Origin of the sequence: Streptomyces blastmyceticus (genome assembly GCF_039521185.1) — a bacterium.
GTDB lineage: Bacteria > Actinomycetota > Actinomycetes > Streptomycetales > Streptomycetaceae > Streptomyces > Streptomyces blastmyceticus.
In genome coordinates this window covers 394,824-421,219 of the sequence record NZ_BAAABW010000008.1, presented here as the reverse complement: position 1 = coordinate 421,219, position 26,396 = coordinate 394,824, and the positions used below count along the sequence as shown (strand labels likewise).

Genomic DNA, 26,396 nt, shown 5'->3' with positions numbered 1-26,396 from the left:
GCACGGCATGAGCGACAGCGCGAATACCGACGGGACGGGTGTGGCCCGAGTGGCCGACGTGGCGGGCCTTGGCGCCGCCGCGGTCGATGCGGCCGGGGCCGCCGGGTGGCGGCGGGGCGCGGGTGTCGCCGGTGCCGCGATCGGCGTGGTGGCCGCGGGAGCCGCGGTCGGGGTGGCCGTGGAGCGCCTGACCGTCGGGCGCGGAGTGCGCCGCAAGGCGCGGCTCGCGCTGGACTCGATGGGCCCGTACGGAACGCTGCGGGGCCGGCCGGGCCGGGCGGTCGCCGAGGACGGCACGGAGCTGTACTACGAGGTCGACGAGGTGGGGGAAAACGCTTCCGCCGGTGCCTCCACCGATGCCCCTGCCGATGCGCAGGAGTCGCTGCTGAAGCGGATCTTCGGGCGGCGCACGCCCCCTCCGGTCACGGTGGTTTTCAGCCATGGCTACTGCCTCGGCCAGGACGCCTGGCACTTCCAGCGGGCCGCCCTGCGCGGAGCCGTGCGCACGGTTTTCTGGGACCAGCGCAGCCACGGCCGCTCGGAGCGCGGCCGCTCCCAGCTGGACGGGAGCGTTCCGGTCTCCATCGACCTGCTCGGCCGCGACCTCAAGGCGGTCATCGACGCCGCCGCGCCCGAGGGGCCCCTGGTGCTCGTGGGGCACTCCATGGGCGGCATGACGATGATGGCGCTGGCCGCGCAGTACCCCGAGCTGATCGCCGAGCGCGTCGTGGGCGCGGCCTTCGTCAGCACGTCCTCGGGCGGGCTCGCGGCCAACACGTACGGGCTGCCGGCCGCGGGCATGAGCGTCGTGCGCCGGGTGCTGCCCGGCGTCTTCAAGGTGATGACCGCGCAGCCGGAGCTGGTGGAGCGCGGCCGGCGGGCCACCGCCGACCTCTTCGCGGGCCTCATCCGGCGCTATTCGTTCGGCTCCCGCGACGTGGACCCGGCCGTCACCCGCTTCGCCGAACGCCTCCTGGAGGCGACCCCGGTCGACATCGTCGCCGAGTTCTACCGGGTCTTCGCGGAGCACGACAAGGCGCAGGCGCTCTGTACGTTCGCCGGCCGCCCCGTCGTCGTCATCGGGGGCGAGAAGGACCTGATGATTCCGAGCACGCACTCGGAGGCGATCGCGGAGGTACTTCCGGAGGCGCGGCTGGTGCTGCTGCCGGGGGTCGGGCACTTGGCGATGCTGGAGCAGCCGGAAGTGGTTTCCGGCTGCTTGCTGGAGCTGCTGGAAGCTGCCGGGTCCGATGCGGGCGCTTCGCGCGAGCAGGTCCCGGCCGCGCGCCGCCGCGTCTGAACGGAGGCTCGTCCCGGCACGGGCTCAGGCCGCGGGGCGGTTCCGGTCCTGTTCGGGCTCGGGTGCCTTCGGAGGTGTGGACACCGCGTCCGCCGCCGCGCACGCCGCCAGCAGATCTCGCATCGACAGGGGCCGCTCATCGGACCGCTCGTCGCGGCGGTCGGCAGCAGGCGCAGGCTCGGCGGCGGGTTCTCGGGCCGTCATGAGTGCCTCCTGAGGCAGCTGGGCAAGGTTAGGTAGACCTAACCGTGTCTCTGCCTTCCATGTGACCACGCCGGAGACCGCCCGCGCAACATGTTGCCGACGGCCTGTCGGAATGAAGCGGCGTACGGCGGCGGGCCCCGTACCATCGACGGGTATGAGCGCCCCGCATGACATCTCCACCCCCAACATCGCCCACCTCACCGTCAAGTCCGCCGAGGACATGCGTGACTTGGGCCGCAGGCTGGCCGCGCTGCTGCGGCCCGGCGATCTGGTCCTGCTCACCGGTGAGCTGGGCGCGGGCAAGACGACGCTGACCCGCGGGCTGGGCGAGGGCCTGGACGTGCGCGGCGCGGTCACCTCGCCCACGTTCGTGATCGCCCGCGTCCACCCGCCGCTCGGCTCCGGCCCCGCCCTCGTCCACGTCGACGCCTACCGCCTCAACGGCGGCCTGGACGAGATGGAGGACCTCGACCTGGACGTCTCCCTGCCGGAGTCGGTCATCGTCGTCGAGTGGGGCGACGGCAAGGTGGAGGAACTCTCCGACGACCGCCTGCACGTGGTGATCGAGCGGGCGGTGGGCGCGGACGCGGACCTCTCGGAGCACGCGGACGACGTACGCGGCGTCCGCTTCGAGGGCGTGGGCGACCGCTGGGCGAACGTGGACCTGGGCGCGCTGTAATCAGCCTGTCCGGCGTTTGAGGACAAGCGGCGAAGCCGCTTTCGGGGTCTGGGGCGGAGCCCCAGTTTCGGGAAGGGGCGGGGCTGGGGAAACAACCCGCCGGGCCGCACCCGACACGCGGCCGGGGCGGAGCCCCGCATGAGAGGCAGCGGGGCCGGGAAAAGGAACCCGTCAGGGTGAACGGCGGACCCTTACGGGACCACCACCACACTCGCCCCGCTCACCGCGAACTCCCACATCGCCCGCCCATCCGCAGGCTGCTCCCGAACGCCACCCGTCTTCTGCGTGGCGGACGGCTTCGGCGAAGACCCGTCCACCGCCGCGCTGAAGCCGAAGACGACACCGGCCGCGTCGCGGTGGAAGCGCACGATGTGCTCGATGGGGACACCGTCCGAACCGTTGCCGGTGGGCGTCCGCGAGGTCACCTTGTAGGAGCCCGGCGGCGGGTTCACCGCGCTGGGCGCGACCTCGAAGGACCGGGTCGCCTGCCCGTTCGCGCCGACCAGCCACACCCGCTTGGCCGCGAGCGCGTACACGACCCGCTTGCCGGTGCCGGAGTTCGCGGGGACGGCCGTGGCGGGGTCCTGCGCGGGCTTGTCCTTGCCCGCGGAGTCCTGGCCGGAGGAGGACTTGCCGGAGCCGGACGGGGAGGCGGACGCGGCCGCGTGCGGGCGGCCGGGCGCGGCGTCCGCCTGGTAGGCGAGAAACCCGACCCCGGTCAGCGCCACCGCGGTGAGCACGGCCACCATGGCTCCCGAGCTGCTGCGTGCCACGCTGCGCACCCTTTCGTCCTGCGTACGGCTATGCGGCTGACCGTAGCACCCGCGTACGCCCCCGCCGCGCCCTCCGCGTGGGCAGGCGCGGGCACCGTCCGCCCCATGGCGCGCCGTAGGCTGTCAGTGTGCTGCTGCTCGCTCTTGATACCGCAACCCCCGCCGTCACCGTCGCTCTCCACGACGGCGACAAAGTCATCGCCGAATCGCGTCAGGTGGACGCGCGCAGGCACGGTGAGCTGCTGCTTCCCGCTGTCGACCGGGTGCTCGGCGAGGCCGGCCGCGTGCTGGCCGACGTGACCGGCATCGTCGTCGGCGTCGGCCCCGGCCCGTACACGGGCCTGCGCGTCGGCATCGTGACCGCCGCCACCTTCGGTGCCGCGCTGTCCGTCCCCGTCCACGGGCTGTGCTCGCTCGACGGGATCGCGTACGCGGCGGGGCAGCAGGGGCTGGAGGGCGAGTTCGTCGTGGCGACGGACGCCCGCCGCAAGGAGGTCTACTGGGCGCGGTACCGCGACGCGCGTACCCGCGTCACCGAGCCCGCCGTGGACCGCCCCGCCGACCTCACCGAGCCGCTCGCCGGGCTGACCGTCGTCGGCGCGGGAGGAATGCTCTACCCGGACGCGTTCACGGACGTACGGGCCGACATGCCCGAGCACCAGTCGGCGGGCGCGCTGGCGTCGCTGGCGGTGGAGAAGCTGCGGACGGGCGGGGAGTTCCTGCCGGACCAGCCGCTCTACCTGCGCCGTCCGGACGCGCAGGTGCCCGCGAACTACAAGGTGGTCACACCGAAGTGACCGAGACAGTACGTATCCGCGAGATGCGCTGGTGGGACATCGGGCCGGTGCTGGAGCTGGAGCGCGTGCTCTTCCCGGACGACGCCTGGTCCAAGGGCCTGTTCTGGTCCGAGCTGGCGCACGCCCGCGGCGCGGGCGCCAACCGCCGCTACGTGGTCGCCGAGGACGCCAAGGGCGGCGTCGTCGGCTACGCCGGCCTCGCCGCGATCGACGGTACCGGCGACGTACAGACCATCGCTGTCTCCTACGAGCACTGGAGCACCGGCCTCGGCGCCCGGCTGCTCGCCGAGCTGCTCACCACCGCGACCGACTTCGAGTGCCGTGAGGTGCTCCTGGAGGTGCGCGTCGACAACACGCGCGCCCAGCGGCTCTACGAGCGCTTCGGCTTCGAGCCGGTCGGCGTCCGCCGCGGCTACTACCAGCCCGGTAACGTCGACGCGCTCGTGATGCGCCTTTCCGATCCGAACTCCGCAGTGCAAGGAATGACCCATGGCTCCCAGAGCTGACGAACCCCTCGTCCTCGGCATCGAGACCTCCTGCGACGAGACGGGCGTCGGCATCGTCCGGGGCCACACCCTGCTCGCGGACGCCGTCGCCTCCAGCGTCGACGAGCACGCCCGCTTCGGCGGCGTGGTCCCCGAGGTCGCCAGCCGCGCCCACCTGGAGGCGATGGTCCCGACCATCGAGCGGGCGCTGAAGGAGGCGGGGGTCAGCGCCAAGGACCTGGACGGCATCGCCGTCACCGCGGGCCCCGGCCTCGCGGGCGCGCTGCTCGTCGGGGTGTCGGCGGCCAAGGCGTACGCGTACGCACTCGGCAAGCCTCTTTACGGCGTGAACCACCTGGCCTCGCACATCTGCGTGGACCAGCTCGAACACGGCGCGCTGCCCGAGCCGACGATGGCCCTGCTGGTCTCCGGAGGCCACTCCTCGCTGCTCCTGGCGCCCGACATCACCTCCGACGTCCGCCCGCTGGGCTCGACGATCGACGACGCGGCGGGCGAGGCGTTCGACAAGGTCGCCCGTGTGCTGAACCTCGGCTTCCCCGGCGGCCCGGTCATCGACCGGTACGCACGCGAGGGCAACCCGGACGCGATCCGCTTCCCGCGCGGCCTGACCGGCTCCCGGGACCCGATCTACGACTTCTCCTTCTCCGGTCTCAAGACCGCCGTGGCCCGCTGGATAGAGGCCAAGCGCGCGGCGGGCGAGGAGGTGCCGGTCGCGGACGTGGCGGCGTCCTTCCAGGAGGCCGTCGTGGACGTCCTGACCCGCAAGGCCGTGCGCGCCTGCAAGGACAACGGGGTCGACCACCTCATGATCGGCGGCGGCGTCGCCGCGAACACGCGGCTGCGCGCCATGGCCGCCCGCCGCTGCGAGGACGCGGGCATCACGCTGCGCGTGCCGCGCCCGAAGCTGTGCACGGACAACGGCGCGATGGTCGCGGCGCTGGGCTCGGAAATGGTGGCGCGGGGGCGTGCCGCCTCCGCGTGGGACCTCTCGGCGGACTCCTCGCTGCCGGTGACGGAGACGCACGTACCGGCGCCGGAGGGCGCTCATGGGCACTCGCACTCCCACGGTCACTCGCACTCCCACGCGCATGATCATGACCATGTGCACGAGCTGAGCAAGAAGAACCTGTACGAGTCGTGAGCCGGTAGCGGGCCATCCACGGCCGGTTATCCACAGGCCTGCCCGGGCCTCCGGGGGAACACCTATTCTGGAGGCCGGGCAGGGCGGACGGGGAGGAGCCGGACATGGATTGGCTCTGGTGGGTACTGATCTTTTTTGGCGTGGGAGGCTTCACCAAGGCCGCCGACATGGGCCGCACGGCCCTGCGCACCCGCCACGAGCGCAAGCTGGAGCTCCTGGAGACCGAGCGCCGGCAGCATGAAGCGCTCGAATCCGCGTCCAAGCCCCCGGAGCCGGTCTGCGGCTGCACCCACCACCTGGCGAAGCACGACAAGCAGGGCCGCTGCCACGAATCGGTGGAGGTCCCGGTCGCCTGGGACGCGGAAAAGAAACCGACGAGCTATGAGCCGGGCCAGTGCAACTGCCAGCAGTACATAGGCCCGCAGCCGCTCACGACGTTCTACGCGGAGGATCTGACGGATCTGGCGTAGGGAGCCCCGGGGCCGTTCAGAGGTACTCGAAGGGCGGGATGACGCGGGTGATCACGACCAGCTTCCGGCCGGGCAGTGGGAGGGCGTACACGAATCCGTCGGGGGAGAGAGGCAGGCGCCGCATCCCGCCGGGACCGCCATGACTTGGGCCTTCTCCGATGTCGGTCACATCGATCCCCAACTCGCCCAGATCAACCAGGTCTCCGGCAATTTTCTCGACCTGGGTGACGACGGCCTCGGGTAACCCTGTGATGACATGCGCGCGATTCGGGTCGTACGCCCAGCGCCACTCTTTGTCGCTCACTCGCCTGCCGACCTGTGCAGGAGCCCAGCTTCGGCGAACGCCTGGTCCAGGATGTGCCCGAGCTCGGAGGCCGCCGTCAGGGCCTCTTCGTCCGTATCGGCCTGATCAGCCGCGGCTTCGAGGTAGTGAAATCTTGCCGCCCGCTTCGGGTGTCGCTCGATGGCGACGTACACCGCCCACTGGCCGACGAGTCGGCGCATCGGCCCCGCGTTCCCGGTGCTGCGTGCCTCTCTCAGAGCTTCGACGCGCTCGGCGTCGAAGGTCGTCAGCGAAGCAGGCATGACCTTGGCGACTGCGGCCCGTAGAGCTTCGGGGGTGTTCGCCGGCTGCGGGATCAGCGGAGTGTCGGGCTCTTCCGTCGCGGCTGTGCTCATGGGGCTGCACCCTCCAGGTCGACGCGCTGTGGTGACGCCCATCAAGTCTAGGTGTCCCGCGGTGCTGATGTTGCTGATCACCGTTCCTCCGAATGGCGCGGAGGGGCAGGGTTGGTCTCCGCGATCGCCGCGTGGGCCTCGTCCGGGGTGTTCGCCCCGGCGACCGCGGTGCGGAGGTCCTCGGGCGTGGGGCAGTCCGTCGGGCCCGTGGTCATACGAGCCTCCGGCGGTTGTTGACCTCCGAGACGTGCGCGCGCAGATAGGCGCGCAGCGTCGTGACCTGAAGCGAGGCGGCGGGGCACTCCCACTCACGGCCGCCGCCGGGCGGGCGCAGGTGCACGAAGTCGCCTGTGTGGTCCATGACTTGACCGACTCGGTCGGTGCGGGTGTCGATGACGTATGCCCCACGCGGCGGAATTTCTCTGTTCACGCTACCCAGGATTGCGGGGCGTGGCCGGACTCGTAAGTGACGATTGCGGGACGTGCGTCGCGCGTACCGTTCAGGCGCAAGGAATCCGCGCGCTGTATAAGGAAATTGATGGAGGGGTTATGGGGGCTTGAGCTCCGGGCTCCGGGGTCCGGACCCCGAGCTCTGCCTCTGAGGAATGGATGGTGGGTATAACCCACCCGCCCACCCTCCCTCAACCCCCGCGCGCACCACACGAGTTAACTTCCAGTGATCGGGTTGCGACGGCCCGTCGCCACGCTCTAGCGTTCGCAGCAACAAAGCGACCCCGGCAGGTGTTAGCAGCACCGACCGGGGTCTGACCTACAAGATCACTCAAGGCTGATCTCATGGCTTACGCCAACTCTAGTGGCGCCGCGCGCCCCACGCACGTACACCCGCAAGCCACTCCCGGCTACGGCAAGCGGAGCGCCCCCGATCAGGAGCCCCGCCGCGCGGGCGACTTCGCACACCTGCCCGCCCGTGAGGCCCTGATCGCCGCATTTGTCGACCGCCTGCCCGAGGGCGCGGCCATGGATGCGAAGACTCTGGCCGCGAACATCCCCGCGTACGGCCAGGCCGCGTGCCGTACGGCCATCCGCCGCCTCTCGGAGGCGGGTCACCTGCGGATGGTGAAGGAGCACCGCAAGGGTGACGGCGGCAGCATGCACTGGGTGACGCGCACATACTTCTCGCGCACGGCGCGGGGCGACGCGTGGTGGGAGACGTTCCTGAGGGGAGACGTCGTCCCGGAGGCGCGCCACGAGCCACCGGCCCGCTCGGAGGCGTACGACGCGCTCGCGTCCCTGGGCCGCACCGACCCCCGGATGACGCTGTCGGCGGCGGACTGCCGCGAACTGGAGGAACTGGCCACGGAGTGGCTGACGAGGGGCGCGTCACCGAGAGACCTCGCACGCGAACTCACGGCGGGACTGCCCCCGGTGGTGCACTTCGCGCGCGCCATGGCCCGTACGCGCCTGGTCGACAAGATGCCACCGGAAAGGGTGAAGCAGCCCGTTTCGGCACCCCTCCGCATCCTGGAATGCACGATCTGTCGCACCCCGGGTCGCCCGGAAGCGATCCCTGGCGGCGTCTGCGGCCCTTGCCGAGGCGAGACGCCACCCGAACCTGACTACGCGGTGGCCCCTGCCGAGGTCCACGACCACGCAGCGGAGATCCGAGCGGCCCTCCGTGCACGCGAAAGGAGCAGTAGGTGACGTTGCTGCACGTGCCCCCTGATGTCGGGGCACCATGTAGGGGAGGAGGCGACACCATGACCCCCAGCACTGCTGACCGCCGGCCCCAGATGAGTGTCGAAGAGTTCGAGGAACTCGCCCACTCGGCACCCGAGACCGTGTGGCTGGAATTCATCAACGGAAAGCTTGAGGTCAAGCCGGTGCCGGACGGGGATCACGGAGAGATCATCATGTGGCTTCTGGAGCAGTGCATGGTGCAGCGCGCTGGGCTGCGTCTCTATCCGGAGCAAGGTCTCAAGATCGAAAACTATCGTGCGGGGCGGGCCCGGGCGGATGGCTCCCTTGCGCCCAAGGGCAACTTTGCGGGCCAGGGGGAGTGGGCCAACCCTGACGGTGTTCTGATGACTGTCGAGGTGACTTCACATGACTCGGACACCGATCGCCGCGACCGGAAGGAGAAGCGTGACGGCTATGCCGCCGTCGGTATTCCGGTCTATCTCCTCGTCGACCGTGACGAGTGCATGGTGACCGTCTACAGCGAGCCCAGGAACGGGAAGTACCTGAGCCGAAAGTCGCATCCGTACGGCGAAACCGTCGTGCTCCCTGAACCGGTCGGCATCACCTTGGCGACAGAGGAGCTCAAGGACTACACCCACTGACAGGTCGCGTCGGCGTGGCGGGAAGCGGACGATGGACGTATGGGCATCCCTTCGGCAACCGGAGGTGGCGGGCGATGGCCAAGTTCATGGACGTCCATCACGGCATGAAGGGCATCACGGCCGAGCAGCTGGCGGCCGCGCACAAGGCCGATCAGGCGATCGAGCGCGAGGAGGGCGTGCATTTCGAGAGGGCATGGGCGGACCCGAAGTCGGGAACCGTTTACTGCCTGTCGGAAGCGCCCTCGGCCGAAGCGGTCAAGAAGGTCCACGCGAAGGCCGGCCACCCGGTGGCGGAGGTCCACGCGGTCCCGCTGTCGGTCTGACCGCCTCCCTCCCTCAATCGCTGATGCGGTTAGCGATCAAGGCCAGCCACCCGCTGGGGGCATACGGCTCGGGAGGGTCGACCTCCATGCCCAGCTCGGTCACGGCCAAGGCGTAGTCGCTCTCCTCCAGCGGCAGGGCCAGAATTTCGTGGAGCTCACCGACGAGGCGGACGACGAGATCGGGCTCGGTCGTGGCGAGATAGTCGTCGAGGGCCGCGTCGTGATCGGCGAACTCGTCCGGCATGTCCTGTGAGTACCAGCCCCCGAGGAGCTGACTCAGCTCGGGGAAGCGCGTCTGCCATTCCCAATGGGTTTGCGGAGCGGCGGGCGGCGGCACATCACCGCTCTCCACGCTCCGCTTGAGGTGATCGGCGAGGAGCAGCAGCCAGTCCTGGATTTCGGACTCCTCCAGCCCGACATCGGGCACGGGATAGAACTCGCCCAGGCGCAGGCGGAGACGCCCCGGGGGATTCTGCGCGTACTCACGGATCTGCTGTTCGGCGACGGCGATGGCCCATGGGCGGGTGTGCCATGTGTGGCGCAGATAGGCGTCGAGGGCAGCACTGCGATTCTCGGGGGTGTCATCGGCGGCCTGCCCGAGATACGCGCGGACGACCTGATCCAACTCGCCGTATTTTCGGTCGTGTTCGAGAGGTCCCAGGGGCATGTGAGGCTGCCTTCAGAGGTAGATCGGGAAGGTGGCGTGGACCGAGAAGCCGTGCGGTCGGGCGGCATCACGCTTGAGGATCACCCGCGCGGCCCGCACATCCACGGGCTCGCGGCCGGCGAGCATCATCGCTTGCAGCAGGACGCGACCCACCGGCTCGGCGCGGGAGGGCCAGGATGCCTCGATGGTGAGCCGTTGCCTGACGCCTTGGGCGAGCCAACGATGGATGACTTGTTCGTTGCGGGTCACGACCTGCTGGGTACACCACTGCGCGGTTTCCCGGTCGGGGTAGGTGGCGGTTCTGGTCAGCACGGTCCGATCCTCTCTCACTCGTCGTTGAAGGCCCAGAAGACACCGACTTCGGTGTCGGAGACGACGATGAGGCCCAGGTCTCCCATAAGGTCGGTGAAGGGGATATCGCCGGAGACGCTGTTTCGATCGGACTCGCGGAAGAAGTCGGGGTGCTTTGTTGTTCTCGCCAGTCCGGAGGGGGTGTAGCAGGCGCTGTCCGGTCCGTAGCGGGCGACAAGTGTGCGGGCATCCGAGAGCAGCTGTTCCTCCCTCTCCTCGAAATTCCACACTCCTTTTATCGTGAACCACTCGCTGAGCAGTGTCACCAGCAGGTGTGCCGCCGGTTCGGGTTCGATCTCATATAGTCCCGTCAGCTGCTCGACCGTAAGATTCTTGAAGGGGAAGGCCGTATTTCCTTCGGTGCGTTCCTCGGAGTCTTTGTCCCAATCGAGCTCGACCCAGCCGCGCGGGTCTTCGACTTCGCGCGTGAGAATCGGTGGAAGGTCGTGGCGCCAGTCCCCATGCTTTCTGGGGCCGGTGCGGACAAAAGAATATACGTCGTCGAACATCCGCACTGCGGCTGCGTTCCACTGGTTACGGTCAGGCATGGAGGTATCGGTCCCTTCGGCTGTCACTGTTGAGGCATACAGGTCAGTACGACGAAGGGCGGGTCAAGGTTCCTGTCGTACTTGAGAACGGTTCTGATTCCCTGGACAGGGATGGCCCTGGCGTTGATCCCATCACTCTTGTATCCGGAATTGTTCTGTGGGTTCGATTGCTTGGTGACGCTGCGGCCGCTGTTCTGGCCAGGGGGTGCCGTGCCGTCGAATGACTCTTTCTCGCCGTCCGACGGAGGTTTGTCGAGCCACGCTTTGATTTCGCTCGACTTCTGATCGATGTTGTATTGCGTGAGCCGTTGCGCTTCCTCTGCGTTCTCGAAGGTGGAGGAGGCGCCGATGCTCGGCTTGCCGTGCGGCCACGCGTCCGTCGGAGGGTTTCCCTGGTCCCGCAGCCGCTGAGCGAGCTGCTGATCCGACTTCCCCACGTGCTTGTCGAGCGTGTGCCCGCCGTCGAGCTCCTCGTTGGCCGCGAGGTCAATGTGGTAGATGCCGTTCTTCGTGTCGTCCGGGTTGGTCCATTTGTGCTCGTGCTTGAACTCGTTGAGCGAACGCGATCCGAACCCTTCGGCACGTGCCTCTTCCGCATCGAAGTCGGGGAGGCTCATGAGTGCCTCGTCCAGGGGCGCGAGCCGGGCGTTCAACTTGGGTACCAGGTCATGGAGGCGGGACTCGTAGCGAGCGACCGCCGCGTTGAGGGCTCCCTCGTCTATTTCCAGAGTGATGCCCTGGCCGAGGCTCTTCCCCATTTTGTAAGCGCCCTTGGCGAGGCTCTTGAGATCCTTGATGCCGAAGCCGTCCGACAGGTCGAGTCCCCCCAGGGCGTCCTTGACGGCCTTGCGGTAGATCTTGCTGACCTCCAACCGCATGTCGTACGCGGCCTCGGCGTATTGCCGTACGGCATCGCTCACTGTGTCGCACGTATCGAACAGCACTGCCAGCGCCGGGTGGTTGCTGCCGCCGGCCGAGGCGCTGTCGTGCTTCCACTGATAGCCCTCGCGGGACCCTCCCCACGCGGTCGTGCCCCAGACCGCACTGCAGAAGGTGCGCATGGCGCTGTACCACTCGGAGTTGGCCTGATCGGTGATACTGCTGACCAGCCCGGTGAGGTTGCCGTCCACCTGCGCGAGCGCGATCCCCGGGTGGAGCCAGGACGCGGAAACCTTGTCCAGGGCACCGCTGTCGGGAAGCGGCAGCACCTCGGCGACCTTGCCCCAGCGCATCGCGTGGTGGATCAGCGGACGGACAATGGCCTCGGCGGCGTGGTCGATACCGTCGATGACATCAGCGAAAAAGCCGTCGTCGCCGTCGTCCACGATCCCGTCCCATTTGAGGACGGGAACCTTCCCGTAAGGAGACACCTGCCGGATGACTTGAGGGAGCGGCCGTGTTGCCGGAGGCCCTTTGTGGGCAGGGTTGGAATGGGCGTCGGCGGTGACGTAGTGGTTGGCCGTGACGGTGAAGCCGACGGCCGCGCCGCCCACGCTCACGACGCTCTTGGCCCACACCTTCAGTATTCGCTCGCCCACCTCCATATAGGCGGCGTTGAACGCGTCGGCGGCTTTGCCGGCGCCGCCGACGTTCGAGTGGCCGTCCAGCTCGCGGAGGAACTGTCCGGCGCCCCGGTCGAGCACCCCTTGCTCCAGGGCTATCCGACCGGAGACGCGGTAGAGGTCCGTGGGTTTGATGTCGATGGTGCCGTTCTGCGGAGCCGGAGGAGGCGCCGAAGTCACTGAGCCCCCCAACCGCGCAGAACGGCCCGGTGTGCGGCGGCATAGTTGTGGTGACCGGTGACGACCGAGTCGTGCAGCCAGCGCTGCGCGCCTTCCAGGTCCTGCATCGACCTGTCCCACTTGTCGAGGGCGTCGACGCACATGTCACGAGCCTCTCCGTCCCAGCTGAGAACGACCGTTTCGGTCCGCCGGTAGAGATGCTCCAGCTTGTCGTTCAAGTCCTTGAGGAGGGAGTCCAGCTCACCGGATATCTCATGCAGCTTGCTGAACTTGACGGATATGTCGCTGTCTTCTGACATGCTCGCCCCCGGAGCGTACGGTCTTGGCAACTGCGTGTTGCAACCGATCACTCTATCGACGCCCGGTGCTCTTCGAGCGAGATCGCTCAGTAGCTGTCCAACTTGCTTTGCGTTCCGGCCGGTGGCTCCGTCGGCTGATCCGTCCCCGGCTGGGTCGGTGCGAGGAGTTCACGTTCGCTCCGGGCCGACTCCTGGAGTCGTCGGAAGCCGCGCAGGATTTCCAGATCCTGCGCGCTGAAGCCGTCCCGGCCCAGCTTCACGGCTTCCTCGATGAGGATCAGAGTTTTCCTGATACGCACTGCGTCGTCGTTGACGCTCTTCTGAAGCTTTTTGTATGTAGCCGAAGCAGGGCTGTCCCAACCTGCGTCGACGGAGTCGACCAGCTCGTTCAACTGCGTGATCCTCGCCTTGAGATAGCGTTCCATCGAGCCGAGATCTTTCGCCAGCCCCGCGAGCCCCGAATCCACCACAGCGAGCTTGTCGTCCATCGTCCCCGCCCTCCCTCGCCCGTCCCGGCTGTCAGATTAGGCCCGGACCGGATGCCCCAGCAGCATCGTCGGGGCCCCCGCCGCGCGCGTGAGAAGGATCGTGCAGGAGTTGGCGCCCTCCAGCTTCAGCTTCTTGCGCAGATCCTCCGGCTCCACCGCCGAGCCGCGCTTCTTGATGACCGCGACGCCGATTTCCCGTTCGCGCATCAGCTTTTTGAGGTGCTTGAGGTTGAAGGGGAGCACGTCCGTGATCTCGTACGGCGTCGCGTACGACGTCGGGCGGAGTTCGTCGCTCGTCACGTAGGCGATCGTCTCGTCGATCAGGCCGCCGGCGAGGTCCTCCGCGACCTCGGCGACGAGGTGGGCGCGGATGACGGCGCCGTCCGGTTCGTAGAGGTAGCGGCCGACCGGGCGGACCGCGGGGTCGGGGAGGCCGCGGCCGGGGAGGGTCGCGGCCGACGGGAGCAGCGTCGCGCGGCGCGTGCCCGGGGCGGTGCCGAACCACAGCACCGCTTCCTTGACGTCGCCTCCGTCGGAGATCCACTCCGCTTCGGCCTCGTCCGGGATGGCCTCGTGCGGGATGCCGGGTGCGATCTTGAGCGCGGCCCGGGGAGCGGCGAGGGCCGCCCGGACCGCCCAGGACAGCGGGGGCGAGTACGCCTCCGGGTCGAAGATCCGGCCGCGGCCGCCACGGCGCGCCGGGTCGACGAAGACGGCGTCGTACGAGGAGGTGTCGACCTCCGTGACGTCCGCGCAGCGCACTTCGATGAGGTCGGCCAGGCCGAGCGCCTCCGCGTTGGCCTGGGCGACCGCGCAGGTCAGCGGGTCGCGGTCGACGGCGAGGACCCGTACGCCCGCGCGGGCCAGCGCGAGCGCGTCGCCGCCGATGCCGCAGCAGAGGTCGGCCACCGAGCGGATGCCGAGCGCGGCGAAGCGGGCGGCGCGGTATTCGGCGACGGTCTTGCGCGTCGACTGCTCGACACCGTTGGGGGTGAAGAACATGCGGTACGCGTCCTCGGCCCCGAACTTCGCGACCGCCCGCTGCCGCAGCCGCGCCTGGCCGAGCGCGGCGGAGACCAGCTCGGCGGGGTGCTCACGGCGCAGCCGGGTGGCCGTGGCCAGCTCCTGCGACGGGTCGTGGTCGCGCAGCTCGGCGAGGAGGTGGCGGCCTTCCTCGGTGAGGAGGGAGGCGAAGGCTTCGGTCGGGGAGTTCGGTGCGGGCACGGGGCCATTCTCGCCGACGGGCGGGGAGGGGCGCGTACGCCCGGGGCCGTACCCCGCGTCGTACAGCCGCCTTTCAGAGCCGGTCGTAGATGTCGGCCAGTTGTCGCAGCACGTCCGTGGCGGCGTCGAGCGCCGCCGCGTCGTGGTGGGCGAGCGCGCCGCGCAGGGCATCGGCCAGGGCCCGCTCGCGCTCCTCGTGGCGGCGGCGGCCGGCGTCGGTGAGCGCGACCACGACCGACCGTTTGTCGCCGGGCGGGCGTTCGCGGGTGACGTAGCCGGCGGTGACCAGCCCGTTCACGAGCTGGGTGGTGGCGGCCCCGGTGGTCTCCGTGGCCTCGGCGAGCTGCCCGATCGACAGCGGGCCCCGCTCGGCGAGGATGCGCAGGGCGCGGGCGTGCGTGAGGGAGAGCGCGCCGGGCGTGCGGGTGGCGCGCCCGCGGAGGCGGGAGTCGGCGGCGCTGAGGCTGTACGCGGCGCGGGCCAGGCGCCCCAGCGCTTCCTCGTGGCCGGTGGCGGACGGGTCGGGCACGGTGGGCTCCTCGCCGGGGTGGCGGACGTCGGGGGCGGGTTGACAACGAGCTTAGCCTAAGTACTTACTAAATAAGTACTTAGCTATCTGCTGCGAGTGCGGGGCGCACCCGCATGCCATCCGAGAGGACACCCGCCATGACCGTCCGTTCCACCGGCCAGAGCTGGGCGCTGGACATCGCCCTCGCCCAGGGCGGCTTCGACGCCCTCCACCCCGAGGCCATGGGCACCCTGGAGCAACTCGGCCACGACCACACCGACTTCACCAAGGTCTTCGACCTCGTCAGGAGCGGCGCGATGCTGCCCAAGGCGTGGGCGACCGTGGCCGGTCAGGCGGAGGAGCGCGCGAGCCACCACGAGCGCGGTGGCTTCGCACAGACCGCCGCCGACCTCTATGTCCGCGCCGCCGTGATGTGGGGCCGCGCCCAGTACTCGGTCTTCGACGCCGCCGACCCCCGCAAGGCCGCCTTCCGCGAGCGTGCCGACCACTGCGTCGAGCGGCTCGGCGCGCTGCGCGGCGGCCGGGTCCGCCGGGTCGTCCTCGACTTCGAGGGGAAGCGCATATACGCCCTGCTGCACCTGCCCCAGGGCGAGGTCCGGGGCGCCCCCGCGGTGATCCTCGGCCCGGGGATGGACATGATCAAGGAGGACTACATCCACGCGGCCGAGCGCTACTACACCTCCCGCGGGATCGTCGCCCTCTCCATCGAGGGCCCCGGCCAGGGCGAGTCCAGGGCGGGCGGCCTGACGGTCGACCTCACCAACTACGAGCGCGCCATCAGCCGCTACATCGACCACCTCGCCGGACTGCCCGAGGTCGATCCCCGGCGGATCGGCATGTTCGGCATCAGCATGAGCGGCTACTGGGGCTCGCGGGCCGCCGCCACGGACCGCCGCCTGGCGGCGCTGGCCGCCTTCGAGGCGGTGACCGGGGACTTCGCCACGATCTTCGAGCGCGCCCAGCCGACCTTCAAGAACAACTACATGTACATGGCCGGGTACACGGACGAGGGCGCCTTCGACCGGGAGCTGGCCGCGCGCATGCCGCTCGGCGACCTCGTGCGGGAGATTGTCTGCCCGGTCCTCCACGGCATCGGCGAGTTCGACGAACTCACGCCGCTGGAGCAGGCCCTGGCGAGCTACGAGCGGATCGGGGCGCCGAAGGAGATGCGCGTCTACGAGGACGAGTTCCACCCGCTGGGCGGCGTCGCCGCGGAGGTGTTCCGCTTCGGTGCGGAGTGGCTGGAGCGGGCGCTGAACGGGGAGTTCGCGGAAGCCGGGCGGGACGTGCGCTGCTATGTCCGCCGGGACGGGAGCACGGTGGACGGCTCGGCGGATCCGGCGTGGTGGATGGGTGCCGTGCCCGCGGAGGTGGCGGGGGTGCGTACGGCTCAGGCCGGGTGACCTGCGGATCCCGGGCCTGGCTCAAGCGGCCCGGGACCCACCCGCCTCGCCTCACTCGAACGAGTGAACAAGAATCGGATAGGTGAGTTCTTCCATATCCGGCCCCCGGGTCGTCATCGCGCTGCTGCTCGCCGGACTGCTCTCCGGGTGTTCCGGATCGTCGTCCGGGCCGGAGAAGCCGGAGAAGCCCGCCCCGTCGGCCACCGGGCAGGCGTCGGGTGCCGCGCCCTCCGCCGACACCGGCGCGTACCGCCGCTGGGGGCTGGACGCACCGCTCGCCGCGCCGCCCGCGCCGCCCGCGGCGAAGGTGACGGACGGGATGAAGCCGGGGGAGACCCCCAAGATCGTGCGGCGGGTGGCCACCAAGGACAAGGTCGTCTTCATGACCTTCGACGACGGGGCGGAGAAGGACCCGGAGTTCGTGAAGATGACGAAGGATCTGAAGCTGCCCTTCACGATGTTCCTGACGGACGACATCGCCCGGGCCGGCCGCGGCTACGGCTACTTCGAGCAGCTCAAGGACGGTGGCAACACCATCCAGAACCACACCCTCTCCCACCCCAACCTGCGCACGCTCCCGCCCGCCGCCCAGCGCCACGAGATCTGCGGGCAGCAGGACGTCCTGGAGAAGCGGTTCGGGGCCAGGCCGCCGCTGTTCCGCCCGCCGTACGGCAACTACAACGACGCGACGCTCGCGGCGGCCGGGAGCTGCGGGGTGAAGGCGGTCGTGCTGTGGGAGGCGACGATGCAGATCAACGACATGCGCTACGCCGAGGGCGACAAGCTGCGCCCCGGCGACATCGTCCTCGCGCACTTCCGCGGTCCGCAGGAGCTCAAGGGCACCTCGATGACCAAGATGGTGACGAACATGCTCCGCAGCATCCAGAAGCAGGGCTACACGGTGGCCCGCCTGGAGGATTACGTCTGAGGACCGCGCCCGGCGGGGTGAGGATTACGGCCCGCGGAGCGGGGAAGATCCTCCCGGCGAACGTCCGTCGTCGACGCGCGCGCCGCACGGCGAATTGGCACTCCGCTTGACCGAGTGCTAACCGCGTCATAGTCTCGCTTCCGTTGGCACTCTCCACCCGGGAGTGCCAGACACGGCGACGGGCAGATCCGGCACCCGCGACGACGGATCCGACCTGGTCGCCACCTCAGACAGTTAACCCCGTGAGATCTCCGAAGGGGGAGGTCGGATCGTGACGACCGCCAGCTCCAAGGTTGCCATCAAGCCGCTCGAGGACCGCATTGTGGTCCAGCCGCTCGACGCCGAGCAGACCACGGCCTCTGGCCTGGTCATCCCGGACACCGCGAAGGAGAAGCCCCAGGAGGGCGTCGTCCTGGCCGTGGGCCCGGGCCGCTTCGAGGAGGGCAACCGTCTTCCGCTCGACGTGACCGTCGGCGACGTCGTGCTCTACAGCAAGTACGGCGGCACCGAGGTGAAGTACAACGGCGAGGAGTACCTCGTCCTCTCGGCTCGCGACGTTCTCGCGATCGTCGAGAAGTAATTCACCCGAAGCTTTTTGATCTGCGCCCCGTGCTCCCGCTCTTCACCGGCCGGGTGCCCGGGGCGCAGTTCGTTCGAGCGATAGGCGGCCACTGTTGCGTGGCCGAGGATCGCAACGAGAGGACTTGAAGCAACCATGGCGAAGATCCTGAAGTTCGACGAGGACGCCCGTCGCGCCCTCGAGCGCGGCGTCAACAAGCTGGCCGACACGGTCAAGGTGACGATCGGCCCCAAGGGCCGCAACGTCGTCATCGACAAGAAGTTCGGTGCCCCGACCATCACCAACGACGGTGTCACCATCGCGCGTGAGGTCGAGCTCGACGACCCCTACGAGAACCTGGGCGCCCAGCTCGTCAAGGAGGTGGCGACCAAGACCAACGACATCGCGGGTGACGGCACCACCACCGCGACCGTCCTGGCCCAGGCGCTGGTCCGCGAGGGTCTGCGCAACGTCGCCGCCGGCGCCTCCCCGGCCTCCCTGAAGAAGGGCATCGACGCCGCGGTCAAGGCCGTCTCCGACGAGCTGCTCGCGACCGCCCGTCCGATCGAGGACAAGTCCGACATCGCCGCCGTCGCCGCGCTCTCCGCGCAGGACAAGCAGGTCGGCGAGCTCATCGCCGAGGCGATGGACAAGGTCGGCAAGGACGGTGTCATCACCGTCGAGGAGTCCAACACCTTCGGCCTGGAGCTGGACTTCACCGAGGGCATGGCCTTCGACAAGGGCTACCTGTCCCCCTACATGGTCACCGACCAGGAGCGTATGGAGGCCGTCCTCGACGACCCGTACATCCTGATCCACCAGGGCAAGATCTCCTCGATCCAGGACCTGCTGCCGCTGCTGGAGAAGGTCATCCAGGCCGGCGCCAGCAAGCCGCTGCTGATCATCGCCGAGGACGTCGAGGGCGAGGCGCTCTCCACCCTGGTCGTCAACAAGATCCGTGGCACCTTCAACGCCGTCGCCGTCAAGGCGCCCGGCTTCGGTGACCGCCGCAAGGCGATGCTCGGCGACATGGCCACCCTCACCGGTGCCACCGTCATCGCCGAGGAGGTCGGCCTCAAGCTCGACCAGGCCGGTCTGGACGTGCTGGGCACCGCCCGCCGCGTGACCATCACCAAGGACGACACCACGGTCGTCGACGGTGGCGGCAACCACGAGGACGTCGTCGGCCGCGTCAACCAGATCAAGGCCGAGATCGAGTCCACGGACTCCGACTGGGACCGCGAGAAGCTCCAGGAGCGCCTCGCCAAGCTCGCCGGTGGCGTCTGCGTCATCCGCGTGGGTGCGGCCACCGAGGTCGAGCTCAAGGAGAAGAAGCACCGTCTGGAGGACGCCATCTCCGCGACCCGCGCCGCGGTCGAGGAGGGCATCGTCTCCGGTGGTGGCTCCGCTCTCGTCCACGCCGCCAAGGTGCTTGAGGGCGGCCTGGGCAAGACCGGCGACGAGGCCACCGGTGTCGCCGTGGTCCGCCGCGCCGCCGTCGAGCCGCTGCGCTGGATCGCCGAGAACGCCGGCCTCGAGGGCTACGTCATCACCTCCAAGGTGTCGGAGCTCGACAAGGGCCAGGGCTTCAACGCCGCGACCGGCGAGTACGGCGACCTGGTGAAGGCCGGCGTCATCGACCCGGTCAAGGTCACCCGCTCCGCCCTGGAGAACGCCGCGTCCATCGCGTCGCTGCTGCTCACGACCGAGACCCTGGTCGTCGAGAAGCCGGCCGACGAGGAGCCCGAGGCCGGTCACGGCCACGGCCACTCGCACTGACGCCACGCGCGCTAAGGCCGAGGCCCGGCACCCCTTCGGGGGCGCCGGGCCTCGGCCTTTTTCCGTGAGCCTTGCCGTGAGCGCCTACTTCGGCCCGTACTTGCGGCCCGTCGTCGACGACGCCCGGGACACCGCACCGCGCGGCGCCAGCCGCATCAGACCCGTGAGCGCCTTGTAGCGCGGATCCGGCACGGAGAGCGTCTTGCCGTGCGCCAGATCCCGCAGCGCCGCCGCGACCACCTTGTCCGCGTCCAGCCACAGCCAGCCGGGGACGTTGTCCGTCCCCATCCCGGCCCGCTGGTGGAACTCCGTACGCACGAAACCGGGGCACAGGGCCATCAGCCGTACGCCCGTGCCGGCCAGGTCGCGGGCCACGCCCTGGGTGAACTGCACGACCCACGACTTGCTCGCGCCGTACGTGCCCCGCGGGGTGAAGGCGGCCACCGACGCCACATTGACGACCGCGCCCCTGCGGCGCTCCCGCATCCCCTCGGCCGCGGCCGACGTCAGCCGCAGCACCGCCTCGCAGTGCACCTTGAGCATCCGCAGCTCGTCGGCCATCGACACTTCGAGATACGCGCCCTTGTTGCCGAAACCGGCGTTGTTGACCAGCAGATGCACCGGGCGGGCGCCGTCGCGGAGCCGGGCCTCGACGGACTCGATGCCCTTGTCCTCGGCCAGGTCCGCCGGGAGGACCTCGACCTCCACGCCGTGCCGGTCGTGGAGGTCGGTCGCCTGCTCGTGGAGGCGCTCCTCATTGCGGGCGACGAGGACCAGGTCGTGGCCGTCGGCCGCGAGCTTGCGCGCGAAGGCGGCGCCGATCCCGGCGGTCGCCCCTGTGATCAATACAGTCGTCATACAGGCACGTTAGAGCCCGGGGGCGCTCCGTGCCGTTCCACTGCACTCTTTTGACGGTCCGAAGGGCACGGTCACAGGGCCGCCCGATACGCGAGGGCCTTCTCGTGGGCCTCGGGGTGCAGCGCGTCGCCAGCTGCCAGGACATCCGGCAGCAGGGCCCTTTCTGTGGTGCTCGCGCGGAAGAGGAAGGAGACGGTCACGGCGTGATCCGGGCGGTGCACGACGGTGACAGGATCACCCGCACGGACCTCCCCGGGCTCTATCACCCGAAGGTAGGCGCCCGGGGCGGCCTCCTGCGTGAACCGCTTGATCCAGCCCGCCTCGCCCAGCCAGGTGGCGAACGTACGGCAGGGGATGCGCGGCGACGTCACCTCCAGCAGCAGATCCGGGCCGACGCGCCAACGCTCGCCTATGAGTGCGCCGTTGACGTCGATCCCGCTGGTGGTGAAGTTCTCGCCGAAGGCCCCGTTGGGCAGCGTGCGGCCGAGCTCCCGCTCCCAGCGGTCGAGGTCCTCGCGGGCGAACGCGTACACCGCCTGGTCGTCCCCGCCGTGATGGCGCAGGGTGACGATCGTGTCCCCGGCGAGACCGCTGCCCGCGATGCCCTTGGGGCCGGGCGCGGCCACGGCGACCGGGCCGTCGGCGGGCCGCTTGTCGATACCGGTGGCCAGACCGGGCGCGAAGCCGGGGAGGCCCTCGTCGGTACGGTCCTGGCCGAGGTTCACGGAGAGCAGCTGCATGAAGAAAGGTTAGGCGACATCACCCAAAGCAGCGAATGGAATTTCGCGATCACCCCCAAGGTGGGCTTATGCTCGAAGAATGATCGAGGCTCGTCATCTGAGGGTGCTGCGCGCGGTTGCCGCCACCGGTTCGTTCTCGGCCGCGGCCCGCGAGCTGGGGTGCACCCAGCCCGCCGTCAGCCAGCAGATGAAGGCCCTGGAGCAGTCCACGGGCACCCCGCTGCTGATCCGCACGGGGCGCGAGATGCGCCTCACCCAGGCGGGCCAGGCGCTCGTGCGGCACGCCTCCGGGATCCTGGCCGGGCTGACCGCGGCCGAGGAGGAGATCGCCGCGATCGCCGGGCTGCGGGCGGGGCGGGTGCGGATGGTGTCCTTCCCCAGCGGCAGCTCGACGCTGGTGCCGGGCGCGCTCGCGCGGATGCGGGCCGCCCACCCCGGCACCCGGGTCTCCCTGGTCGAGGCGGAGCCGCCGCGCTCGGTGGAGATGCTGCGCGACGGCGACTGCGAGATCGCGCTGGCCTTCCGCTACCCCGAGGTGCGGGGCGCCGACCCCGCCGCGGCCGCGGAGTGGGACGACCTGGTCGTACGGCCGCTGCTCACCGACCGCCTGATCGGCGTGGTGCCCGAGGGGCACCGGCTGGCCGGGGCGGACCGGATCGGGATCACGGACCTCGCCGAGGAGCCGTGGATCGCGGGCTGCCCGCGCTGCCGCAGGCACCTGGTCGAGGTGTGCGAGAGCGCCGGGTTCACGCCCCGGATCGACTTCGCGACGGATGACTACCCGGCGGTCTTCGGGCTGGTCGGGGCGGGGCTCGGGGTGGCGGTGATGCCGGAGCTCGCGCTGGAGTCCGTACGCCCCAAGGGCGCGTGCACGGTGCCGGTCGAGCCGGTGGTGCAGCGCGAGATCGTGGCCCTCACGCTGCCGGACCTGGCGCGGGTGCCGGCGGTGGCGGCGATGCTGGAGCAGCTGGCGACGGCGGCCGAGCGTTCGTAGCCGGTCGCCGGGGGAGCGCTAGGCCCCGGTGGGCGTCACCGCGATGACCCGGTGTCGCGCGCGGCCCATCAGCTCCTCGCGCTCGTCCTCGGTGAGGCCGCCCCAGACGCCGTAGGGCTCCCGCACGGCCAGTGCGTGTGCCGCGCACTCCGCGCGCACGGGGCAGCGCATGCACACCTCCTTCGCCGAGGTCTCGCGCGCGCTGCGGGCCGCGCCGCGCTCACCCTCGGGGTGGAAGAAAAGCGAGCTGTCGACCCCGCGGCACGCCGCCAGGAGCTGCCAGTCCCACAGGTCGGCGTTGGGACCGGGAAGGCGGGAGAAATCTGCCATGGCTATCCCCTCGAAGCGATCCGCCGGGGCGATCCGCCGGAGGATCCGGCGGGATCGGCCCGGCACGAGCGGTCTGATGCGGACGCACTGCCTGTGCCGTTTACGTCTGCCCGTGGGAGCAGATGTAAATATGACTGATTGCGAATCTAGTCATAGACACCGGCAAATGGGAAGAAAGACTGCTCCGCCTGGGCAAATGGGGCATAGCTTGTGCGCCGCAAAGGGCGCCCCCAATGCGCCCTGCTCCGTGTCCGCGCCCTCACGTAGAGTGCCGAACGTGGCCGACCGAGCCCGTAACTCTTTCGGGTGACCGTCGTTGAGAGGGCGGAGGCGGTTGACGGATGAAGCAGTCGGGCAGTTGTCCGAGCCTGCCGGAGAGCGTCGATCGCACAGGTGACGATCAGTACCAGCCTGGAGGCTCAAGGTGACGCGCATCAGCTGCGGAGGACGGCCATGACATCCGTCCTCGTCTGCGACGATTCCCCGCTTGCCCGAGAGGCGCTCCGCCGTGCGGTGGCGACCGTGCCCGGCGTCGAGCGTGTGACGACGGCGGCCAACGGCGAGGAAGTCCTCCGCCGCTGGGGCGCCGATCGTTCGGACCTCATTCTGATGGACGTACGGATGCCCGGACTCGGCGGTGTCGAGACGGTCCGCCGGCTGCTCTCCGCGGACCCCGGCGCACGCATCATCATGCTCACGGTCGCCGAGGACCTCGACGGCGTCGCGCTCGCGGTCGCCGCCGGGGCGCGCGGCTATCTGCACAAGGACGCCTCGCGCGCCGAGTTGCGGGCCACCGTGACACAGGCGCTCGCCGACCCGACCTGGCGGCTCGCCCCGCGGCGGCTGCGCTCGGCGGAGATGGGCGCCGCGCCCACGCTCACCGCGCGGGAGATCCAGGTGCTGGAGGGGATGAGTCACGGCCGTTCCAACGCGGAGATCGGACGTGAGCTGTTTCTCTCAGAGGACACCGTGAAGACCCACGCGCGGCGGCTGTTCAAGAAGTTGGGCGCCTCGGACCGGGCGCATGCCGTGGCCCTCGGATTCCGCTGGGGCCTGGTCCGCTGAGCCGGGAGTGGCGCGCAGCGCCGTGAGGTCGCGGTGCGCGCCACCCGGGTGGGTGACCGTGCCGTGACCTCATCGCGTGGCCGTCCAGCGCCGAAACTCCGAGGGATGCCGCATCCTTGGAGTGTGACCCCTCCCCGGCCGGAGGCCGAGGCTTCTCACTCGGCCGGCGATGACCCCATGACGGACAAGCCCTGTCCCGTGCCTCGCGGTACCGGCACAAGCTATCGGTGGAGTCGTGAGGGCGGGGGCGGGTATACCCGGAAGGGGGAGACGCGAGACGTGAGTACGAGGACACCTACGCGTAACGGTTCGATGCACGACTATGAAGGCGGTGCCGTGGATCGCTTGGCGTCAAGGCACCATGGACCGATGCGCGACGACGATACGACGGGGTCCCCCGCGGCTGCCGCCCCCGGGGAGATCGGCGCACTCGTCACCCTCGCGGTGGAGGGGGACCGGCGGGCCACACACGACCTGCTCGCGCTGGTGCACCCTCTCGCGCTGCGCTACTGCCGCACCCGGCTCTCGCGGCTGCCGGGTGACGCCCGCCACTTCGTGGACGACCTGGCGCAGGAGGTCTGCCTCGCGGTGCTCTGCGCCCTGCCGCGCTACCGCGACACCGGCCGTCCCTTCGAGGCGTTCGTCGTGGCCATCGCCGCGCACAAGGTCGCCGATCTCCAGCGCGCCGCCATGCGCCACCCGGGCAGCACGGCGGTGCCCTCCGACGAGATGCCGGAGCAGCCCGACGACTCCCTGGGCCCCGAGGAGCGGGCGCTGCTCAGCAGCGACGCCGAGTGGGCCAAGAAGCTCCTGGCCAACCTCCCGGAGAACCAGCGCGAGCTGGTGCTGCTGCGCGTCGCCATCGGGATGACCGCCGAGGAGACCGGGCAGATGCTGGGCATGTCCCCGGGCGCGGTCCGGGTCGCCCAGCACCGGGCGCTGAGCAGGCTGAGGGCGCTCGCGGAGCAGTGAGGAGGGGGGCCGGGCCGCCCGGCGTCCCCTCTTCGTAGGAATATCCAAGTGATGCGGGACTCAGTCGTCGTGGAATGGGACACCTGTGGCGGCCGTTAGCATGGGAGTCCGCGCTGGGGCAAGACCATTGGGAAGGTGTCATGACTGACAACGTCGACGGAATGCCCGGGAAATTCGCGATGCTCGGTCTGACATACGACGACGTCCTGCTGCTGCCGGGCGCCTCAGAGGTCCTGCCGAACGGCGTCGACACCTCCTCCCGGGTCTCGCGCAACGTCCGGGTGAACATCCCGCTGCTGTCCGCGGCGATGGACAAGGTGACCGAGGCGCGCATGGCGATCGCCATGGCCCGCCAGGGCGGCGCCGGTGTCCTGCACCGCAACCTCTCCATCGAGGACCAGGCCAACCAGGTCGACCTGGTCAAGCGCTCCGAGTCCGGCATGGTCACCGACCCGATCACGGTCCGCCCGGACGCCACGCTGGCCGAGGCGGACGCGCTGTGCGCGAAGTTCCGCATCAGCGGCGTGCCGGTCACCGACCCGGCGGGCAAGCTGCTCGGCATCGTCACCAACCGCGACATGGCCTTCGAGTCCGACCGCAGCCGTCAGGTGCGCGAGGTCATGACCCCGATGCCGCTGGTCACGGGCAAGGTCGGGATCTCCGGCGAGGACGCGATCGAGCTGCTCCGCCGCCACAAGATCGAGAAGCTGCCGCTGGTCGACGACGCCGGCGTGCTCAAGGGCCTCATCACGGTCAAGGACTTCGTCAAGGCCGAGAAGTACCCCAACGCCGCGAAGGACTCCGAGGGCCGCCTGGTCGTCGGTGCCGCCGTGGGCGTCGGCGACGAGGCCTACGAGCGCGCCCAGGCGCTGGTCGAGGCCGGGGCCGACTTCCTGGTCATCGACAGCGCCCACGGCCACAGCCGCGGCATCCTCGACATGATCTCCAAGGTCAAGTCCAACATCAACGTCGATGTCGTCGGCGGCAACGTCGCCACGCGCGACGGCGCCCAGGCGCTGATCGACGCGGGCGTGGACGGCGTCAAGGTCGGCGTCGGCCCCGGCTCGATCTGCACCACCCGCGTCGTCGCCGGCATCGGCGTGCCGCAGGTCACCGCGATCTACGAGGCCGCGCGGGCGTGCCACGCGGCGGGCGTCCCGCTGATCGGCGACGGCGGCCTGCAGTACTCGGGCGACATCGCCAAGGCGATCGCCGCCGGTGCGGACACGGTGATGCTCGGCTCGCTGCTCGCGGGCTGCGAGGAGTCGCCGGGCGAGATGGTCTTCATCAACGGCAAGCAGTTCAAGTCGTACCGCGGCATGGGCTCGCTGGGCGCGATGCAGTCGCGCGGCCAGGCCCGCTCGTACTCCAAGGACCGCTACTTCCAGGACAACGTCCTCTCCGAGGACAAGCTCGTCCCCGAGGGCATCGAGGGCCAGGTTCCCTACCGCGGCCCGCTGTCCTCGGTCGCCCACCAGCTCATCGGCGGCCTGCGCGCCTCCATGGGCTACGTCGGCTCGGCGAACGTCCAGGAGCTCAAGGACAAGGGCACCTTCGTCCGCATCACGGCGGCGGGCCTCAAGGAAAGCCACCCGCACGACATCCAGATGACGACGGAAGCGCCGAACTACTCGCGGCGGTAGCAAGCAAGCAGCAGGCGCCTACTGCCGACGGTAGTAGTACGTGGTTCAAGAAGCCCGCGACCGCTCAGGCCGCGGGCTTCGCCACGTCAGGGATACTGGATGCGGC

The 26,396-nt window shown here is 69.8% G+C and carries 34 protein-coding genes; 17 read left to right on the top strand and 17 right to left on the bottom strand.

Features of this window, described 5'->3' with window-relative positions; all coding sequences use genetic code 11:
- Window positions 1–7 precede the first annotated feature (7 nt).
- Window positions 8–1,300 (top strand): alpha/beta fold hydrolase, encoded by a 1,293-nt coding sequence (locus tag ABD269_RS08105; protein WP_344117150.1) that lies wholly within the window; start codon window positions 8–10, stop codon window positions 1,298–1,300.
- 24 nt (window positions 1,301–1,324) lie between these two features.
- Here the strand turns inward: ABD269_RS08105 and ABD269_RS08100 are convergent, their stop codons facing one another.
- Window positions 1,325–1,504, bottom strand: coding sequence for a hypothetical protein (locus tag ABD269_RS08100; RefSeq protein WP_301886677.1), 180 nt, complete (start codon window positions 1,502–1,504; stop codon window positions 1,325–1,327).
- Between the two features lie 154 nt (window positions 1,505–1,658).
- Here ABD269_RS08100 and tsaE point away from each other — a divergent pair, with 154 nt between their 5' ends.
- Complete coding sequence (tsaE, locus tag ABD269_RS08095; protein WP_344117149.1) at window positions 1,659–2,183, top strand: tRNA (adenosine(37)-N6)-threonylcarbamoyltransferase complex ATPase subunit type 1 TsaE; 525 nt, start codon at window positions 1,659–1,661, stop codon at window positions 2,181–2,183.
- Window positions 2,184–2,374: 191 nt separating this feature from the next.
- Here tsaE and ABD269_RS08090 read toward each other — a convergent pair whose 3' ends face one another.
- The gene (locus tag ABD269_RS08090; RefSeq protein WP_344117148.1) at window positions 2,375–2,956 is read right to left on the bottom strand and encodes a hypothetical protein; all 582 of its coding nucleotides are present in this window, start codon (window positions 2,954–2,956) and stop codon (window positions 2,375–2,377) included.
- Between the two features lie 128 nt (window positions 2,957–3,084).
- Here ABD269_RS08090 and tsaB point away from each other — a divergent pair, with 128 nt between their 5' ends.
- The 4 genes from tsaB to ABD269_RS08070 all read left to right on the top strand — a co-directional run bounded on the left by tsaB (window position 3,085) and on the right by ABD269_RS08070 (window position 5,870).
- Complete coding sequence (tsaB, locus tag ABD269_RS08085; protein ID WP_344117147.1) at window positions 3,085–3,753, top strand: tRNA (adenosine(37)-N6)-threonylcarbamoyltransferase complex dimerization subunit type 1 TsaB; 669 nt, start codon at window positions 3,085–3,087, stop codon at window positions 3,751–3,753.
- A 23-nt stretch (window positions 3,754–3,776) separates the two neighbouring features.
- Window positions 3,777–4,259, top strand: a complete 483-nt coding sequence (gene rimI / locus ABD269_RS08080; protein ID WP_301894440.1) for a ribosomal protein S18-alanine N-acetyltransferase — start codon at window positions 3,777–3,779, stop codon at window positions 4,257–4,259.
- Window positions 4,243–5,400, top strand: a complete 1,158-nt coding sequence (gene tsaD / locus ABD269_RS08075) for a tRNA (adenosine(37)-N6)-threonylcarbamoyltransferase complex transferase subunit TsaD (RefSeq protein ID WP_344117146.1) — start codon at window positions 4,243–4,245, stop codon at window positions 5,398–5,400. Before rimI ends, tsaD begins: the two co-directional genes overlap by 17 nt.
- A 104-nt stretch (window positions 5,401–5,504) precedes the next feature.
- Complete coding sequence (locus ABD269_RS08070; RefSeq protein ID WP_344117145.1) at window positions 5,505–5,870, top strand: hypothetical protein; 366 nt, start codon at window positions 5,505–5,507, stop codon at window positions 5,868–5,870.
- Between the two features lie 16 nt (window positions 5,871–5,886).
- Here ABD269_RS08070 and ABD269_RS08065 read toward each other — a convergent pair whose 3' ends face one another.
- The 4 genes from ABD269_RS08065 to ABD269_RS08050 form a co-directional block, all read right to left on the bottom strand.
- A complete protein-coding gene (locus tag ABD269_RS08065; RefSeq protein ID WP_344117144.1) occupies window positions 5,887–6,174 on the bottom strand; it encodes a hypothetical protein in 288 nt (95 codons plus the stop codon).
- Complete coding sequence (locus ABD269_RS08060) at window positions 6,171–6,548, bottom strand: DUF6247 family protein (RefSeq protein WP_344117143.1); 378 nt, start codon at window positions 6,546–6,548, stop codon at window positions 6,171–6,173. The genes ABD269_RS08065 and ABD269_RS08060 overlap by 4 nt, the downstream gene beginning before the upstream one ends.
- A gap of 77 nt (window positions 6,549–6,625) precedes the next feature.
- Window positions 6,626–6,763: a hypothetical protein gene (locus ABD269_RS08055; protein WP_344117142.1), complete on the bottom strand. Its 138-nt coding sequence runs from the start codon at window positions 6,761–6,763 to the stop codon at window positions 6,626–6,628.
- A complete protein-coding gene (locus ABD269_RS08050) occupies window positions 6,760–6,909 on the bottom strand; it encodes a hypothetical protein (protein WP_344117141.1) in 150 nt (49 codons plus the stop codon). Before ABD269_RS08050 ends, ABD269_RS08055 begins: the two co-directional genes overlap by 4 nt.
- A gap of 434 nt (window positions 6,910–7,343) precedes the next feature.
- On the opposite strand from ABD269_RS08050, the gene ABD269_RS08045 reads away from it, so the two are divergent.
- The 3 genes from ABD269_RS08045 (at window position 7,344) to ABD269_RS08035 (ending at window position 9,171) form a co-directional block, all read left to right on the top strand.
- A complete protein-coding gene (locus ABD269_RS08045; protein WP_344117140.1) occupies window positions 7,344–8,210 on the top strand; it encodes a hypothetical protein in 867 nt (288 codons plus the stop codon).
- Window positions 8,211–8,266: 56 nt separating this feature from the next.
- Window positions 8,267–8,848: a Uma2 family endonuclease gene (locus ABD269_RS08040; RefSeq protein ID WP_301886688.1), complete on the top strand. Its 582-nt coding sequence runs from the start codon at window positions 8,267–8,269 to the stop codon at window positions 8,846–8,848.
- A gap of 74 nt (window positions 8,849–8,922) precedes the next feature.
- Window positions 8,923–9,171 carry an SCO4226 family nickel-binding protein gene (locus tag ABD269_RS08035; RefSeq protein ID WP_344117139.1) on the top strand — a complete coding sequence of 83 codons (249 nt, stop codon included), beginning with the start codon at window positions 8,923–8,925 and terminating at the stop codon, window positions 9,169–9,171.
- 13 nt (window positions 9,172–9,184) lie between these two features.
- On the opposite strand, the gene ABD269_RS08030 is transcribed toward ABD269_RS08035, so the two are convergent.
- The 8 genes from ABD269_RS08030 to ABD269_RS07995 all read right to left on the bottom strand — a co-directional run bounded on the left by ABD269_RS08030 (window position 9,185) and on the right by ABD269_RS07995 (window position 15,019).
- On the bottom strand, window positions 9,185–9,838 hold the full coding sequence (locus ABD269_RS08030; protein WP_344117138.1) for a contact-dependent growth inhibition system immunity protein: 654 nt from the start codon (window positions 9,836–9,838) through the stop codon (window positions 9,185–9,187).
- Window positions 9,839–9,850: 12 nt separating this feature from the next.
- The gene (locus ABD269_RS08025) at window positions 9,851–10,150 is read right to left on the bottom strand and encodes an RNase A-like domain-containing protein (protein ID WP_301886691.1); all 300 of its coding nucleotides are present in this window, start codon (window positions 10,148–10,150) and stop codon (window positions 9,851–9,853) included.
- A 14-nt stretch (window positions 10,151–10,164) separates the two neighbouring features.
- Complete coding sequence (locus ABD269_RS08020) at window positions 10,165–10,737, bottom strand: hypothetical protein (RefSeq protein ID WP_344117137.1); 573 nt, start codon at window positions 10,735–10,737, stop codon at window positions 10,165–10,167.
- Window positions 10,738–10,760: 23 nt separating this feature from the next.
- A complete protein-coding gene (locus tag ABD269_RS08015; protein ID WP_344117136.1) occupies window positions 10,761–12,479 on the bottom strand; it encodes an RNase A-like domain-containing protein in 1,719 nt (572 codons plus the stop codon).
- Window positions 12,476–12,778, bottom strand: a complete 303-nt coding sequence (locus ABD269_RS08010; RefSeq protein WP_301886694.1) for a WXG100 family type VII secretion target — start codon at window positions 12,776–12,778, stop codon at window positions 12,476–12,478. The genes ABD269_RS08015 and ABD269_RS08010 overlap by 4 nt, the downstream gene beginning before the upstream one ends.
- A gap of 86 nt (window positions 12,779–12,864) precedes the next feature.
- Complete coding sequence (locus ABD269_RS08005) at window positions 12,865–13,266, bottom strand: WXG100 family type VII secretion target (RefSeq protein ID WP_344117135.1); 402 nt, start codon at window positions 13,264–13,266, stop codon at window positions 12,865–12,867.
- Window positions 13,267–13,302: 36 nt separating this feature from the next.
- The gene (locus tag ABD269_RS08000) at window positions 13,303–14,490 is read right to left on the bottom strand and encodes a THUMP-like domain-containing protein (protein ID WP_344117134.1); all 1,188 of its coding nucleotides are present in this window, start codon (window positions 14,488–14,490) and stop codon (window positions 13,303–13,305) included.
- A gap of 73 nt (window positions 14,491–14,563) precedes the next feature.
- Window positions 14,564–15,019 carry a MarR family winged helix-turn-helix transcriptional regulator gene (locus ABD269_RS07995; RefSeq protein ID WP_301886697.1) on the bottom strand — a complete coding sequence of 152 codons (456 nt, stop codon included), beginning with the start codon at window positions 15,017–15,019 and terminating at the stop codon, window positions 14,564–14,566.
- A 137-nt stretch (window positions 15,020–15,156) separates the two neighbouring features.
- Here ABD269_RS07995 and ABD269_RS07990 point away from each other — a divergent pair, with 137 nt between their 5' ends.
- The 4 genes from ABD269_RS07990 (at window position 15,157) to groL (ending at window position 19,688) form a co-directional block, all read left to right on the top strand.
- On the top strand, window positions 15,157–16,422 hold the full coding sequence (locus tag ABD269_RS07990; protein WP_344117132.1) for an alpha/beta hydrolase: 1,266 nt from the start codon (window positions 15,157–15,159) through the stop codon (window positions 16,420–16,422).
- 82 nt (window positions 16,423–16,504) lie between these two features.
- The gene (locus tag ABD269_RS07985) at window positions 16,505–17,350 is read left to right on the top strand and encodes a polysaccharide deacetylase family protein (protein ID WP_301886699.1); all 846 of its coding nucleotides are present in this window, start codon (window positions 16,505–16,507) and stop codon (window positions 17,348–17,350) included.
- 271 nt (window positions 17,351–17,621) lie between these two features.
- Complete coding sequence (gene groES / locus ABD269_RS07980) at window positions 17,622–17,930, top strand: co-chaperone GroES (RefSeq protein WP_116212352.1); 309 nt, start codon at window positions 17,622–17,624, stop codon at window positions 17,928–17,930.
- A 135-nt stretch (window positions 17,931–18,065) separates the two neighbouring features.
- Window positions 18,066–19,688, top strand: a complete 1,623-nt coding sequence (groL, locus tag ABD269_RS07975) for a chaperonin GroEL (RefSeq protein ID WP_301886700.1) — start codon at window positions 18,066–18,068, stop codon at window positions 19,686–19,688.
- Window positions 19,689–19,772: 84 nt separating this feature from the next.
- Here the strand turns inward: groL and ABD269_RS07970 are convergent, their stop codons facing one another.
- Entirely contained in the window at window positions 19,773–20,546 is a 774-nt protein-coding gene (locus ABD269_RS07970; RefSeq protein WP_344117131.1) for an SDR family NAD(P)-dependent oxidoreductase, read from the bottom strand.
- A 71-nt stretch (window positions 20,547–20,617) separates the two neighbouring features.
- Window positions 20,618–21,286 (bottom strand): MOSC domain-containing protein, encoded by a 669-nt coding sequence (locus ABD269_RS07965; RefSeq protein WP_301886702.1) that lies wholly within the window; start codon window positions 21,284–21,286, stop codon window positions 20,618–20,620.
- A gap of 79 nt (window positions 21,287–21,365) precedes the next feature.
- Here ABD269_RS07965 and ABD269_RS07960 point away from each other — a divergent pair, with 79 nt between their 5' ends.
- Window positions 21,366–22,280, top strand: coding sequence for a LysR family transcriptional regulator (locus ABD269_RS07960; protein WP_301886703.1), 915 nt, complete (start codon window positions 21,366–21,368; stop codon window positions 22,278–22,280).
- An 18-nt stretch (window positions 22,281–22,298) separates the two neighbouring features.
- On the opposite strand, the gene ABD269_RS07955 is transcribed toward ABD269_RS07960, so the two are convergent.
- Window positions 22,299–22,610, bottom strand: a complete 312-nt coding sequence (locus ABD269_RS07955; protein WP_116215726.1) for a WhiB family transcriptional regulator — start codon at window positions 22,608–22,610, stop codon at window positions 22,299–22,301.
- A 453-nt stretch (window positions 22,611–23,063) separates the two neighbouring features.
- Between ABD269_RS07955 and ABD269_RS07950 the strand changes: the two genes are divergently transcribed.
- From ABD269_RS07950 to guaB, 3 genes are all read left to right on the top strand, one after another.
- The gene (locus ABD269_RS07950) at window positions 23,064–23,675 is read left to right on the top strand and encodes a response regulator transcription factor (protein WP_003948568.1); all 612 of its coding nucleotides are present in this window, start codon (window positions 23,064–23,066) and stop codon (window positions 23,673–23,675) included.
- 369 nt (window positions 23,676–24,044) lie between these two features.
- Window positions 24,045–24,647 carry a sigma-70 family RNA polymerase sigma factor gene (locus ABD269_RS07945; RefSeq protein WP_301886704.1) on the top strand — a complete coding sequence of 201 codons (603 nt, stop codon included), beginning with the start codon at window positions 24,045–24,047 and terminating at the stop codon, window positions 24,645–24,647.
- A 140-nt stretch (window positions 24,648–24,787) separates the two neighbouring features.
- Window positions 24,788–26,290 (top strand): IMP dehydrogenase, encoded by a 1,503-nt coding sequence (gene guaB / locus ABD269_RS07940; protein ID WP_116212342.1) that lies wholly within the window; start codon window positions 24,788–24,790, stop codon window positions 26,288–26,290.
- Window positions 26,291–26,396 lie beyond the last annotated feature (106 nt).